Below are 14,471 nucleotides of genomic sequence, written 5' to 3'. Positions count from 1 at the left end.
CCCCATCCATGGCCTGTGACGTGCAGATTCTCGCGAACGGTCGTTGGCTGCTGGACAGGCGTGTCAGGCTGATCGATCGTGCTGCTGCGACTGCCCTATCTCGCCGTGTCGAGTGTGTTCGCCTTCATACGGCTGCTGCCGATGAGCGGTGTCGACAAGGACATCGAGATACTCACGCTGCGGCATCAGCTGACTGTCCTGCAGCGTCATCCGGTTCCTGGAGAAGTGGACCGGCGTCCACGAGCCCAACACCAGTGCCTGGCGCCGCGGCGTCTTCGGCGACCTGACCTCGGCCTTCGACCACGCCTACCGGCAGCCTGAGGCGGAGCAGCCCGGGCCGGTGCCGCCGGCGGTCGGCCGCTGGCATCCATGCCACCGGTGAACCGGTCGCTCCCGGAGCAGGAGGCCGGCACGCGCCCGACGCATCCCTCCCCGTACCGTTTGTCGCTGCGCACGATGTCACCCGCTCCGGCATCCGCCTCCGGCTCGGCAACAAGGGCGGCACCGCGGCCACGTTCACCGCGTCCCCGGGCGACGGCACCGCTCCGTACGCCTGGACGGTCCCCGCCTCCGACAACGACGACCACATAGTGGAGTACGGTGCCGACGGCTACGACCTGCGGGTCCACGGCCCGGGCTGGTCCGTGTGGGAGCTGCGCGGCACCGACGTGGCCATCGAGGCGTACGTTGCCGAGCACCCCGCCGCCGGCCATGTGAAGGTCGTGTGCTCCAACCCTGCCCCTGCCGAAAATCTCATCCGGCCTGGTGGTAGCCCTGGCGGGGGGTGCGCGGGGTCGGGGACTCGGGTGCTCGGAATGGGGCGTCTCGTACGGCTGGTGACTGCCCCGGCATGATGGTCCGTCGTGCTGCTGCGACTGGCCTACCTCACCGTGACGAACGCGTTCGCCCTGCTGCGTCTGTTGCCGATGAGCGACCAGGACAAGGACGCCGAGATCCTCGCCCTGCGTCACCAGATCACGGTCCTGCGGCGCCAACTCGGCGAGGAAAAGGTGCGGTTCACAACGAGCGATCGGGCGTTCCTGACGGCGTTGCTGAACCGGCTTCCGGCGGAGGTGCTGCGCCGGGTGCGGCTGTTGGTGCGGCCGGACACGGTGCTGCGCCAGCACCGCGATCTGGTCGCACGCCGCCACGCTGCCGCCTCACAGTCCAAGCGCCCGGGAAGACCGCGGACCGCGCACTCCATCCGCGCCCTGGCCCTCCGATTCGCCCGGGAGAATCCCAGCTGGGGCTATCGCCGCATCCATGGCGAACTCCTCGTTCTCAGGATCCAGGTCGCGGCCTCCACTGTCTGGGAGATCCTGAAGGAGGCCGAGATCGACCCGGCGCCCGAGCGGGCCTCCAGCACCTGGGCGGACTTCCTGCACTCCCAGGCCGACGCCCTGCCGGCATGCGACGTCCTGGAAACGGTCACCCTGTCCGGGGCACGTATGCATGTGTTCGCGGTGATCGAGCACGCCAGCCGCCGGATTCGGATACTCGGTGCCACCGCGCACCCCACCGCCACGTGGGTGACGCAGGCCGCGAAGAACCTCGTCATGGACCTCGAAGACGCCGGCTGCCGGGCCAGGTTCCTGATCCGGGACCGCGACGGGAAGTTCCCCGCCCTGTTCGACACCATCTTCAACGATGCGGGGGGATCGAGGTGATGCTCAGCGGCGTGCGGATGCCGCGCATGAACTCGATCACGGAACGCCGGGTACAAACCTGCCGACGCGAACTGCCGGACCGCACCTTGATCTGGAACCAGCGGCACCTTCTCCATGCACTACGGAAGTTCGAAGAGACTACAACTCCCACCGGCCGCATCAGGGCATCGCCAACGCCCGCCCGCACCCCCCGTTGCCAAAGCCGATCACCGATCCGGAGCAGATCACCCACCTCGACATACGACGACGCGAACGACTCGGCGGCATCCTCCACGAGTACCAACATGCCGCCTGACCTCGACGGATGAGGTTTTCGGCAGCCGCAGCCGTGATCCGGGTTGAGCCACACACGCAGCGGCTTCACGGGCTTGTTCGGCAGCCCCCACTCAGCCAGCCGACGCCGCTCAGCGGCCTCCCACCGAGGCGTCAGCAACCGGTGCGTCTCATAGCCCTCAGGCCGCCGGTGTGGCTTGGCAGCATATGGATTCAGCGGTCCGTCCACTTTACCGACCGCAGGAGCTCAGATACCTGCTCTGAACTGCGACGATTCATAGACTGCATGTCTGTGACGGGGAGTTCGGGGTCTTGCTGTTAGAGGTCCTAACAAAGCCGCCGCACATGTCGGTAGGTGATGAGGCAGGTGGCGAGGCCGAGGAAGGCTTCGTGGATGTCGTCGCGTCGTTCCCAGCGGATGCGCAGGCGACGGAAGCCGTGCAGCCAGGCGATCGTCCTCTCGACCACCCAACGGAAGATGCCCAGGCCAGAACCGTGTGGCTGGCCGCGTTCGGCGATCGCCGGACGGATGCCGCGTTTCCGGAGCACCCGCCGGTACTTGTCGTGGTCGTAGCCACGGTCCGCGAACAGCATGTCCGGCCGTCGCCGCGGTCGGCCGACGACGCCGCCGACAGCCGGGACCTTGTCCAGTAGCGGTAGCAGCTGGGTGACGTCGTTGCGGTTGCCGCCGGTCAGCGACACCGCGAGCCGGATGCCCTGCCCATCGGTGAGGACGTGGTGCTTGCTGCCCGGACGTGCTCGGTCGACCGGGCTGGGACCGCTTTTGGGCCCCGGCGGGCCGCCCTGACGTGGGAGGAATCGATCACCGCCCTCGACCAGTCGAGTTTCTTCGCCGACCGCAGCTCTTTCAGCAGCACCACATGCAACTGGTCCCACACACCGGCCTCGTTCCACTCCGCCAGGCGCCGCCAGCAGGTCATGCCCGAACCGAAGCCCAGTTCCTGGGGCAGGTACTCCCACTGGATTCCGGTGTGCAGCACGAACAGGATCCCGCACAACGCCTGGCGATCCGGCACTCGCGGCCGGCCCGCCACCAGCTTCGGCCCCGGCTCGGGCAGCAACGGCTCTACCAGCGACCACAGTTCGTCCGACACGATCCACGGCCGCGACTGACGCTTCCCCACGCCCTGACCACCGAGCGGACAAGCCGAGGGTCACTTGATCAACAACTTCTGTTAGGACCTCTTATGGGGCAACCCGTCCACCGGGACGGTGGACGGGTCGTGAAGGGTTTCGGCGATGCAAGATCACATGGTTGGCCCTAGGCCTGCTCGGCGAGGGGATGCCTTCGCTTCTCGGCGCGGCGGAACTTACGGTTTGTGGGTTACCCAGAGCAGTTCCGCCGGCCAGCGGTGTGCCCAGTCGGGTGGGTCGGTTTCGTTGTAGCCGTTGGGTATTCCGAGTTCGGGCCGCGGCTCGATGAGGTCGTCGATGACGAGACCCGCGCCGCGCAGGACCTTGACCCAGTCGCCGTAGGTGAGCTGATAGCTGGTCGCGCCGTCGTCTTCGGCGATGGTGTTCAGCCCGAAGTAGTCCTGCTGCAGCGTCGTGGTCACGCGGCTGGCGGCTTCGTCGTAGCAAGCTTCGAACCATGGGCTGGCGACGTTGAACACCAGGCGCCCGCCTCGGCACAAGACGCGTGCGGCCTGCGGGACGGCCAGGTGCGGGGGCGCCCAGCTGAGCCCACCGAAGTCGCAGAACACCAGGTCGAAGCTGTCGGCGGCGAAGGGGAGTTGTTCGGCGGCGCCTTGCACCAGCGGGTAGCGGGCCGCTCCCATCGCGCAAACCGCTGCGGCGAGTTGGGCTTCGGACAGGTCGAGCCCGACCACGGTGGCGCCCTCGGCGGCGAGCTCCCTGGACCACTGGCCGGCGCCGCAGCCGAGTTCGAGGACGCGCTTGCCGGTGACGTCGCCCAGGGCGTGCAGGTGCGCGTCGGGGATGGAGTACATGCCCCACAGCCGGGGCGCGGCGCCGATTTGCGGGTCGTGCTCGTGCTGGTAGGCGCTGCTGATCTGGTTCCAGAGCCGCCGGTTGGCGGGGATGCTGTCCACGTGCCGACTCCAGCACTGCCTGCCGGGGGCGGTCAACACGATTAGGGCACTGGCCGGCCCTCGCCTCGGTCCGGCCCTGGCTCGGCCCATGATCCGCCGGACGAGCCCTAGCACTGTCTGGGGCCGTCGTAGTAGCCGGGCCGGGCCACCAACACGGAGTTGAAGTAGTAGCCCTGCTCGTCGTCCGGTTGATCGTCGCCGTCGAAGGGGCGCCAGAAGCTGAGCAGCAGGTCTGGCGCAACGAATGACGCGGGGGCCTCGTAGTCGGCGACGATGGCCGTGAGTTTCGACACTCGGGTCACCACCTGACTTCGCCGCCCGGGATCGACAGGAAGCCCCAGTCGACCCGGTCGGCGATGACGCTGCCGACCGTGACACCGCCGTCGAGCCGGTAGACCGTCGCCTCACGTGAGGTCACGTACTCGGCCCAGGCGTCGTCGACGCCGATGAGACCTTCCGCCCGAGTGAGTCTCAGTCTCGGGTAGAAGGGCTGCATCGAGAGGTGCAGCACTCCGCTGAACACGATGTCCAGCACGGGCGGCTGCTCCGAGAACTCCGCCTCGATGTCGGGGAATCCCCGCAGCAGCAGCTTGGAGTGCCCGGCGTCGTAGTCCCACATACGGACCTCGAAGTCCGTTTCCAGCGGGGCTTCCGACTCCCTGTACTCGAACGTCACAGCTTGGCCCAATCGCGTTCAGGGGTCGAAGGAACACAGTCGAAAAGCAGCGCCAAGGCCCACGACTGGGATCATCGAGCGAGGCCGGGACCCTGGGCGGATGACGCTGCGCCCAGGGGCCCGGATTTTGCTAAGTGCTACCGGCTCTGGTTTCCGGGCATGCGCCCCACATGGCCGAGCAGGTCCGCCCACTGGTCATCCCGGCCGGTGGCCGAGAGATCCGCGTAACCCGGTCCCGCCATGTGCTCCAGGAAGAACGAGGCGAAGTCGTCCGCGACCTTCTCGAACGTGGATGACATCGACCATTCCTCCCCGGTGTCGGGGAAGTACCAGACCTCTCCTGTCGACCTGTTCAGGAAGAACGGCTCGTCGGAGATGACGCCGCAGCAGAACCAGTTCTCCCGGCCCAGCGTCACGGGTGCTCCCGGGACAGGGTCGGCGTAGAACTGCATCTTGAGCACGTCCGACGCCGCGAAGACGGTGACGTCTCCGCAAGTGGCGCCGTTCGCCGCGGCGAGGAACTCCCGGTATTCCTCCGGGATGTCGTCGCCGAGTTCGTCCGGCCGAGCGCCGGCGGGCAGTGAGTTCATCATGCGCCACTCATCGCGAGTTGCCAGGGTGGCGCGCAATTCCTCCACCACACGCCGGAGCTCGACATTCACGACGGGCCTACCATTCGACCTTGATCTTGATGGGGGTGTAGTCGTCCAGATTCTTGATCTGCTGCCAGATCTGCTGAGTACCTATGTGCCAGTTGGTGAATCTGTCCAGCATCTTGAGGTTACCAGCGGTGTCCGGACCGCCCAGCTGCAGCTCATGGATGTGATCGGGGTCCATACGGTTCAGGATCCGGTCCTTGAGCTTGTCCGCGAACTGCGGGTTGGTCGAGCCGTACTGGTCGTACACCCGGCGGATGAGATCGCCCTTGTAGTTCTTGGTGACGGACTTGTTCCGCGTGACCGGGTTCGGGGCCTTGAAGAGCTTCCCCTCATCGCTCAGCTTCTGCAGTGCCGCCGCCTTCTTGGCGAACTCGGTCTTCGACATTCCGTCGACGTACTTGACGGTGACCTCGACCGGCTCACAGTTGGCGTTGTGGACCAGCAGGCTCTGGCCGCCGGCCACCACGTAGTACGTGTGGACGCCGTCGACCGTGAGGTTGTAGACCCGCTCGGTACGCCGCTGGTGCTCGACCGCGGTGACCTGGACCCACGTGCCGCTCGAACTGCGCAGCACATTGCCGGGCTTGAGATCCCCGGCATCCACCCAGCGGCCCGCGTCAGGCAGCCAGTAGGAGTGGGCCTCGGTCGAAGTGATCTTCGCGGTGCGGCCGCCCTTCCGGCCGTCGATGTCGACGGTCAGAGTGACGAGGTCCTTCTTACCCTTGCTGTTGAAGGTGTCGAGCACGACCCGGCCACGGCTGTCGTCCGACTCGACGTCGGTCGCCAGCACCTGGTCGCCCTCGTGCAGCTCCTCGATCGCCTTGGTGGAACCGTCGGCCAGGACCACCTTCGTACCCGGCACGAAGCTGTTGGTGCACTTCGGTGCTTCCGGTTCCTTCTTGGTGGCTGAGGCGCCCGGTGCGTCCGTTTCGGCCTTCTTGCCCGCGCCGGCGGCATCCGTGACGGCCTCGGCCTTGTTCTCCGCCTTGCGGACATCGTTGGCCGTGTCGATGGCGTCGATGCCCTTCTTGGCGTACTTGCCCGCCTTCACCGCCGACGCGCCATATCCGACCAGCGGAATGGCCGAGGTCAGTGACAGCGCGGCGTCGACGTAGTTCCCTTCCGCCGCGTACCAGATGCCGTTGGCCACGTCCGCGACCTCACCCACGACCGGGATCAGGCCGACCACGTCCAGCGCCGCGTGTCCGATGTCGGACAGCGACATCCCGAAGAGGTGTCCGTCGAGTTCGACGAAGCTGATCGGGTTGCCGCCCGCGAAGGCGTAGCGGTTGCCGGTGAACGGGTCCGTGGCCAGTGCCATGTCGCCGAGCGCGCCGCCGTACAGGTCACGGGTCAGGAACCGGTTCAGCCCCGGATCGTAGTTCCGGAATCCCATGTCGTACGTGCCCGAAGACTTGTCCCAGCGGGACGAGTTGAACCGGAAGGCGTTGTACGAGTCCTTGTCGGGATTGGCCGAGTCGGGCTTGTCCGCACCGGTCATCTGGGACGTGTCGTCTGAACCGTAGGCCGTGTAGCCGTACGTGGACCGGGTGTTGCCGTCCTCCTTCGTGATGGCCTCGACGTCACCGCGCGGGCTCGTGACGTACTGCGAGTACTCCTTGGTGCCGTCGTCCTTGTGCTTGATCTGGGTGGCCCGCTGGCCGGACGGCAGATACTGGTACGACTTGTCGGCCTTGCCGTTCAGCTCCTCACGCAGCACCTGGTTGTCGATGCCGAGGTAGGTGAAGGCAGTCGTCTTGGACTCGGTGCCCGAAGTCGTCTGCGAGACGGTCCGGTCGAACGGGTCGAAGACGTACGTCGTGGTCGCCGCCGCCGCGCCCGAACCCGAGCGCGTCTTGTAGGTGCGGTCGAACCCGTCGTAGTAGTACTTCTGCGAGGTCTGTCCGCCGATGCTCACGGTGTCCAGACGGCCGAGCGGGTCGTAGTTGTACGTCGACGCGACTCCGTCCGCGGAGGCGGACATCAGCCGGTTGCGGTCGTACCGCTGTGTCGTGGTGATGTTGTCGACGGTCTGTTCGATGATGTTGCTGTTGCGGTCGTAGGAGTATTTCTCGGTGGCCGGGCTGTCACCGGACTTGGTGACCTGGGTGACCCGGTCCTGGGGGTCGTAGTCGTAGGTGTACGTGTTGTTGATGTAGGCCGAGTTGTCGTCGGCGTTCATCAGCTTCAGGACGTCCTTGGAGCGGTGGCCGTTGGCCGAGTACTCCAGGTCGTGCTGGGCGACGACCGTGCCGCTCGACTTCTTCTCGACGGACTGCTTGACCGACCCGTCGAGGTAGTAGGTCATGTCGAGCGTGTTGCCGTTGGGCTTGGTCTGCTTGAGCAGCTGCCCGCGGGCGGTGTAGGTCATCGACGAGATCTGCTGGTTGCCCGCGGTCGGCGAATCGGCGTTGGTGACCTTGGAGACCAGATCCCGCGCGTCGTACTCGATCTTCGACCAGGTGAGGTCGTGGGTCGAGGTGAGCGGATGACCGTTTTCGTCGTAGGTCAGCGCCGTGGTGTTCTTCACCGCGCCGGCCGCGACCTCCTCGACCTTGGAGATCCGGTCGAGACCGTCGTACGCGATCCGGTACGTGTCGATCTTCGCACCGGGCGAGTTGTCCTTGACCTCGACCATGCCGCCGTTGGCGTCATAGGTGTAGGTGAAGTCCTTCTTCTCGTTGTCGGTCTCACCGGCGTTGGACCGGACCAGCTTCACCCCGTCGGCAAGGACCGTGCCGTTGGCCTGGTCCGTGAGGCTGACCTTCTGCGGACCGTCCTCGACGAAGGAGTAGCTGCCGAGGGAGATCCAGGTGCCGGTGTTCTGGGTCTGGTCGACGGTCTTGGTGACGGTTCCGCCGTTGTAGTCGACCGTGAACTTGGCGTCGCTGGCCGCGCCCGTCATCTTGGGGTGGCGTACGAAGACCTCGTACGTGCCGTTCTGCGGGATGTTGAGCTGCCAGGCGAACTTGTCCGCGCCCGTGCCTGCGGGATGCGAGTAGGTGTCGAAGCCGTACTGCTGCTCGGCCTGCGTACGCGACCAGTTGCCCTGGATCGCGGTGTTGTTGAAGTCCGAGCTGTCGACCAGGACGACCTGCTTGCCGACGGGGATACCGTCGTCGGAGCGGGCCCGCTGGTTGCCCGACTGGTAGAAGTCCCAGGTCGTGGTGCGCTACTGGGACCCGCCCGCCGAGGTGAGCGTGTTCTTCGTCTGCTGGCCGAGCTCGTTGTAGTCGTAGGACGTGCTGATGTCCCACGGGTCCTTCGAACTCTTCGTCCAGCCGTTGTCGTAGTAGGTGAACTCGGTGACATTACGGACCGTCTGGCCGTCCGAGGGCGGCGCGGAGACGGAGCTGAGGTTGCCGACCGTGTCGTAGAAGTAGAACGTCGAGTCGGATGTGTTGTAGCGGGTGTCGGCCGCGCTGAAGGGGGACTTCTCCTCCTTGACCCGGTTCAGCTCGTCGTAGACGGTCTCCGCGGTGAAGTCGGTGTTGTCGCCGGTGGTGGCGACACCTCGCGGGGTGATCGTCTTCGTCTTGTTGCCGACCTGGTCGTACTCGTACTTCGTGGTGCGGTAGGTGATGTTTCCGGAGCCGTCCTTGCTGACGGGCACCTTGGACTGGGTCAGGGCGCCGCGCTCGTCATAGGTGGCGAGCGCCTCGTTGCTGTCGGCGTCCGTCTGGCCCACGCGCAGTCCGTCACGGTCGTAGCGGACCGAGGTGAAGGCGCCGATGGCGTCCGTCGTCTTCACCAGCCGGTGGTTGAGGTCGTAGTCGAATGCCGTGGTGTAGTCGCTCAGATCGGCTGTGGCGTTCTTCCGCGCGTCGACGACCTTGGTGATGTTGCCGACGTTGTCGAATGCCGTCGTGACCTTGCCGCCGTTGGCGTCCAGCGCCTCGATCTGCTGGTAGATCGCGTCGTACTTGTTCGTGGTGGTGTAGTCGCCGGCCGTCGGCGTCGCGTTGCCCTTGGGCTCCGTGATGGTGAGGACGTTGCCGACCTTGTCATAGGTCGACGTGGTCCGCCGTACGGGGTCGGTCGCCAGGTCGCCCGGCATGTCGGACTGGGTCAGCTGGTCGGCCCTGTCGTACACCGAGGTCGTCACGCTCCCGTTGGGGGCGGTGGCCTTGATGATGTTGTCGTTCTCGTCGTACTCGGGAGCAGGGGTAGTGATGAGCACACCCGCCGCCTGATCCTTCGGCTCCTTCTTCACGAGCGGTCGTCCGAAGGCGTCGTAGGTCTGGGTGACCTGCGCGCCCCTGGCATTGGTGACCTTCAGTACGTTGCCGCGGACGTCGTAATCGAACGTCGACGGATTGCCGACGGCGTCCGTGATCGTGGCCGGATAACCGACAGGCTGGAAGCCACTGTTGACGGTCGAATGCCCGTTGGCGTCGGTCTCCTTGGTGGCCTGGCCGTAGGTGTCGTACTCGTAGGTCTTGGTGTAGTCACCGGCCGTGGCGGTGGCCACACCCTTCGGGTCCGTGACCGAGGTCATGTTGCCAAGGGAGTCGTAGCCGAACTGCCAGGTGCGGCCCTCCGGGGACTTCTTCTGGAAGAGGTCCGCGATGTAGCCGTTGAGGCCGGTGGAGTAGGTGTAGGTGGCCGCGGCCGTGCCGTTCTTGTTGGCCTCGGCGTCCTTCTGCTCCAGCGGGTAGCCGGTCTTCGGGTCGTAGACCCAGGTCGTGACCGCCTGGTTGGCCTCCTCCAGGCGCGTGACGTTGTTGTCCGCGTCCCAGGCCAGCTTGGTCGTCTCCGACTTGGCGTTGGTGATCTGGTTGGGGCGGCCGAAACCGTCGAGCGACTGGGTCGTGGCGTGGTTCTCGGCGTCCGTCACCGTGGTGTTGATGAACGAGCCCGCCGTGCCGTCCGGGTCCGTGTACGCGTACCCGGTCGTGCCGTTGAGACGGTCGGTGATCGTCTTCGTGTTCCAGTGGAACTTCGGATCGTCACCCACCTGCGGGTAGTAGTAGTCCAGGGACGTCGAGTTGCCGCGCGGGTCGGTGACCTTGACCAGCTTGACGTTCTTGTTGCCCTGGGTGGCGTCGTAGACGAACTTGAAGACCTTCGGCTGCGTGGAGCCCACGCCGTCGGTCAGCTCGCCGAGCAGGCCCTTGTCGCTGTAGACGAACTCCAGCTTGCGGCCGGAGATGTCCGTCATCGACTTGACGTGGTCGATGATCTTCGGGCTGGTGAGGTTGGTGCCGGTGACCTTCGTGCCCGCGTCATTGATGTACGAGTACGACTGGCCCTTGGCGTAGTAGTCGACCGTGAGGGTCTGACGGCCCGTCGGGTCGGTGATGTAACGGAGGAACTTGGTCGGCTTGTTGTTGGACTTGCGCTCTTCGTACGTGTACGACTGCGTGTTCCCGTTCTTGTCGACGATCGACGTCAGATAGCCGTCGCAGTCGAAGAAGAACTGGGAGCGGTCCGGACGCGTCAGCGACCACGCCTTCGGGTCGCCGTCCTTGTCCGGGGTGCAGTCGACACCTGAGCCCTGCTGGAGGAGGTAGTGGACGCCCGAAGGGGCCTTCCACGTGCCGTCCGCCTGCTTGCGGAAGATGTGCTCGGTGCCGTCGCCGTCCGGCAGCGTCACCTCGGTCGGGTTCGGGTTCGGGTGGAAGTCCAGCGCCGTGCCCAGCCGCAGCGGCATCGCGGCCTGCGCCGACCAGCCGTGGCCGAGGACCGTGTCGGAGGTGTCCTGGGAGTTGTACGCGAAACGTACGAACGTCGACACACCGCGCCCGGGGTTGTTGAAGGCGTTGTACTGCCAGACCGTGTTGCCCGCGTACAGGTTGGTCATCAGCGTCGAGCCGGCGCCGGTGTTCTTGCCCGCGTACGAGTAGAACTTCTCCAGGCCGAGCTGGTTCGACGTCGGGTTCTCGGTGCGGACGTTCTGCGCGAGCGGCGGGACGGACTCGGTGGCCGAGAGCCAGGTGCCGGCGGTGTTGTTGCGCAGATCCCACTTGAGGATGTAGTCGAGCCGCTTGTTGCCCGAATCGGAGTTGATCGGGGCCTTCAGCTGCGCCTTCACCGTCACCGTGTCACCCGGGTACAGGTCCTTCGGCAGCGCGGTCTGCAGCTGGTTGCCGCCTGTGGTGGCGTCCGTGCCGTCGGGGAGGGACCAGGTGTAGGAGAGCGCGTAGTCCGCAGCCTTCCACACCGAGGTGGTGGTGTTGGTGAGGGTGACGTCGACGGTGTAGGTGTCGCCCGGGATCATCCGCGACGGGGTGTAGGGCGCGAAGTAGGTCGAGTCCGTCGACTTGTCGATGTACGTCACGACGAGCTGCGGACGCAGCTGCGGCTCCTCCGCCTCCGAGGAGAGGAAGATCGTGCGCTCCTGCGGACCGGCCGTCGACTCGTCTTTGAGCCGGATCGCCACGCCCTTGTTGCTCGACGGGGTGGTCACCCAGCCCTGGGCGAGCGAGGTGAGGTACCAGCTCTGGCGGGCCGGGTCGTTGGTGACCGTGCCGACCGTGTCGGCGACCGCGGCGTCCATATCGGCGCCGGCCGTCGTCCACGCGGTGGTGGAGGTGGCGTTGTTCCAGGAGGCGGCGGTCTCGTCGAAGTCACGGGTCAGACCGTGGGCTTCGTAGATCGCGCCCGCGGTGCCCGTGGTGGTGGTGCAGCCCCACATGTCGAGCTGGGCTTCCAGCACCCGGGAGTTGACGGGAATCGCGTTGACGCCGGGGAACTTCAGTAGGGCGCGGGTCTTGCCGTAGGTGGTGGAGTTGTTGCCCACCGACAGCCAGTTCCGGGTGAGCCCCGAGTCGGAGATGGTGTCGTGGCCGGTGGTCGGCTGCGCGGACGACAGGGTGGTGTCGGTCTGTCCCGACTGGAGGACCAGGGTCGTACGGCCGGCCTTCGGCAGCTTGACGATCTGGGTCGGGGCCGGGATGACCTGCCCGTCCTTCGTCTTGACCGCGACCATGTAGTAGAAGACGTTCCCGAACGAGTCGGCGGAGTCCGCCGGGGTCGGGGTGGCCGTCGAGTCCGTGAACGTGGTGGCGTCCTTGGACACCGGCGAGACCAGGGTCTGCGACGACGGCGTGAAGGACTGGTAGACGCTGCGGTGGACCTGGTACTCGACGATGTCGTCGCCGGTAGCGGTCGACGGGTCGGTGTACGCCGGCCAGTTCAGCTCCGCGCCGGTGGCGTGGATGACCTGCGGGGCGTCGACCGCGACGCCCTGGCGGCCCCAGGTGAGCACCAGCTTCGGGTAGTTGGCGCTCTCGCCCTTGTAGGCGTACTCGGCCGCCTCGTAACGCGGGCCGCCCTTCGGACCGTTGGCGGACTCGTCGCCGGCCTTGATCACGAAGCCGTTGTTCGCGTACGTGCCGTCGATCCACTGCTGGACGGTCTTGGTCACCGAGAAGGAGTGCCAGGTGTTGGACTCGTTCGGCTGCTTGGTGACCACACCGCCCTTGGTGAACCGGACGGCGTCCGCGAGCACCGCGGTGGTCGTCGACGCGGGCCCGTCACCGAGCACGACCTTGCCCAGCGTGCCCGCCTTGAACGGGTGGGTGCCGAGCGTCTTCCACACGCCGCCCGTGCCGGCCTGCTGGTTGACCGTGTATGCCTTGGTGCCGCCGTCGTAGGTGACGGTGTACGGGGCGTTGGTGGCGCGGTCCGAGGCCGGGACGTAGTGCGTCTCGACCTGGTAGTTGCCGTCCTCGGGGAGGTTCGGCTGCCAGCTGTACTTGTCCCCGGCGACCGCGTCCTTGTTGTACAGGTAGTCCTGGTTGACCGCGTACTGGGTGTACGTGGTGTTGGTGGAGGCGGGCCAGGCGCCCTGCGCCGACGTGGTGCCCGCGTCCCGGTCGTCGACCAGGACCGACGTGCCGGACAGCTCGCCGGTGAAGCCGCTCGCGCTGTTCCAGGTCGCGTTGTTCTCCAGCCAGGCGTTGGTGGCGCGGTGCGCCTCCAACTGGACCTCGTTGTCGCCGGTGGTGTGCGTCTGGTCGTAGTAGAGCTTGAGGTCGGCGGAGTCCAGCTTGGTGCCCGCGGGCACGCCGGACAGGCCGAACTTCACCAGGGCGCGCGAGGCGCCGGTCGTGGTGTTGCCGACCGAGAGGCGCCAGCTGCCGTCGTAGTTCGCCGCTGGGTCGTCCGAGGAGATCATCACGTCCTGGGACTGCGACGGCGTCGGCGCGATGGAGATCGTCGGGTCGACGACCACCGGGTACTGGCGCCCCTTCGCCGCGAGCCAGGCGGCATCCGGCCGCAGGCTCACGGCGTACGAGCCGTCCTTGCCGGTGAGCGACTGCTGTACGGCGTCGGAGCTCTTGGTCCCGTACGGCGCGCTCGCGTCCTTCTTGGCGTCCGTCATGAACGGCGCGGGGATGAGCAGTTCGGGTCGGCCGGGCCCGGAGCCTTCGCTGAAGAGCGCGATGGAGCCGTTCTTCTGCCTCTTCGCGCTCAACCCCTTGGTGGTGAGGGTGAAGTCGTAACGGGGAGTGCCGGCGGGCCGTCCGCGCAGGACGATGCCCTCCTTCACGGTCCCGTTGCCGACGGTGTACGTCAGGTCCGCGCCCTTGCCGAAGGCGTCACGGTAAGTGACAGCGTTGCCAGCTACCTGCGGCGTCAGCTTCGAGGCTTCGGCGCCCTTGATGCCGATGGCCACCCAGTGGCCCTTGTCGAGCTCGAACCGCACCAGCTGCTCGGGAGAGCTGCCGAAGTAGGTGCGGGCGAGGTTGGTGGTGTTGGCGTAGCGGAAGCCGCTCCGGTCGGCCGGGGTGAGCGAAGTGTCGATCGGATGCCAGGACTTGGCCTTGCCCTTGCCGGTGGAGTAATCGGTCGCCACGGTGGAGACCTCGGACTGCACCCTGCCGTCGGACAGTTGCCAGTGTCTGGAGTATGGTGTGCGCCTGTTCTCCAGCTCCCGCACCCGCTTGGGCTTCGCCGCCGCTCTCCCTCTGGCCAGCTGCTCATTGCTGGGGACGGCGGTGTCGGGCAGCTTCGGCGGTTTCGCCTCTTCCCGGTCGTCGTCGGAGAACCAGCTCTTGATGCCGTCGACTATCGAGTTGCCGTCATCGCGCGAGGCGGCTAAGAGGTCCTAACAGAAGTTTTTGATCAAGTGACCGTCGGCTTGTCTGCTCGTTGGTCGGGTCGTGGGGAAGCGTCA

Annotated in this window: 9 protein-coding genes and 1 pseudogene; 2 read left to right on the top strand and 8 right to left on the bottom strand. The window is 66.3% G+C overall.

Annotation, left to right across the window (positions count from 1 at the left end):
• Positions 1–63: 63 nt before the first annotated feature.
• Positions 64–210, bottom strand: coding sequence for a hypothetical protein (locus tag ACZ79I_RS34165; protein WP_471502734.1), 147 nt, complete (start codon positions 208–210; stop codon positions 64–66).
• A 107-nt stretch (positions 211–317) separates the two neighbouring features.
• Here ACZ79I_RS34165 and ACZ79I_RS34160 point away from each other — a divergent pair, with 107 nt between their 5' ends.
• Positions 318–854: a phospholipase domain-containing protein gene (locus tag ACZ79I_RS34160; RefSeq protein ID WP_471505383.1), complete on the top strand. Its 537-nt coding sequence runs from the start codon at positions 318–320 to the stop codon at positions 852–854.
• 9 nt (positions 855–863) lie between these two features.
• A pseudogene (locus ACZ79I_RS34155) lies at positions 864–1,962 on the top strand (integrase core domain-containing protein).
• Positions 1,963–2,267: 305 nt separating this feature from the next.
• Here the strand turns inward: ACZ79I_RS34155 and ACZ79I_RS34150 are convergent.
• The 7 genes from ACZ79I_RS34150 to ACZ79I_RS34120 all read right to left on the bottom strand — a co-directional run bounded on the left by ACZ79I_RS34150 (position 2,268) and on the right by ACZ79I_RS34120 (position 14,150).
• A protein-coding gene (locus ACZ79I_RS34150) for an IS5 family transposase (RefSeq protein WP_471502732.1) occupies positions 2,268–3,085 on the bottom strand; the annotation gives its coding sequence in 2 pieces (ribosomal slippage) (positions 2,268–2,734 and positions 2,734–3,085; 819 coding nt in all).
• 186 nt (positions 3,086–3,271) lie between these two features.
• Positions 3,272–4,012, bottom strand: coding sequence for a class I SAM-dependent methyltransferase (locus ACZ79I_RS34145; protein WP_471502730.1), 741 nt, complete (start codon positions 4,010–4,012; stop codon positions 3,272–3,274).
• Positions 4,013–4,119: 107 nt separating this feature from the next.
• Positions 4,120–4,305: a hypothetical protein gene (locus ACZ79I_RS34140; RefSeq protein WP_471502728.1), complete on the bottom strand. Its 186-nt coding sequence runs from the start codon at positions 4,303–4,305 to the stop codon at positions 4,120–4,122.
• 5 nt (positions 4,306–4,310) lie between these two features.
• Entirely contained in the window at positions 4,311–4,688 is a 378-nt protein-coding gene (locus ACZ79I_RS34135) for a hypothetical protein (RefSeq protein WP_471502726.1), read from the bottom strand.
• 137 nt (positions 4,689–4,825) lie between these two features.
• Positions 4,826–5,281: an SMI1/KNR4 family protein gene (locus tag ACZ79I_RS34130; protein ID WP_471502724.1), complete on the bottom strand. Its 456-nt coding sequence runs from the start codon at positions 5,279–5,281 to the stop codon at positions 4,826–4,828.
• Positions 5,282–5,357: 76 nt separating this feature from the next.
• Positions 5,358–8,402, bottom strand: coding sequence for a golvesin C-terminal-like domain-containing protein (locus ACZ79I_RS34125; RefSeq protein WP_471505380.1), 3,045 nt, complete (start codon positions 8,400–8,402; stop codon positions 5,358–5,360).
• A gap of 117 nt (positions 8,403–8,519) precedes the next feature.
• The gene (locus ACZ79I_RS34120; protein WP_471502722.1) at positions 8,520–14,150 is read right to left on the bottom strand and encodes a DNRLRE domain-containing protein; all 5,631 of its coding nucleotides are present in this window, start codon (positions 14,148–14,150) and stop codon (positions 8,520–8,522) included.
• Between the last annotated feature and the right edge of the window lie 321 nt (positions 14,151–14,471).

The organism is Streptomyces sp. PSU-S4-23 (genome assembly GCF_055632315.1).
This window is presented reverse-complemented; position numbering and strand designations above follow the sequence as displayed.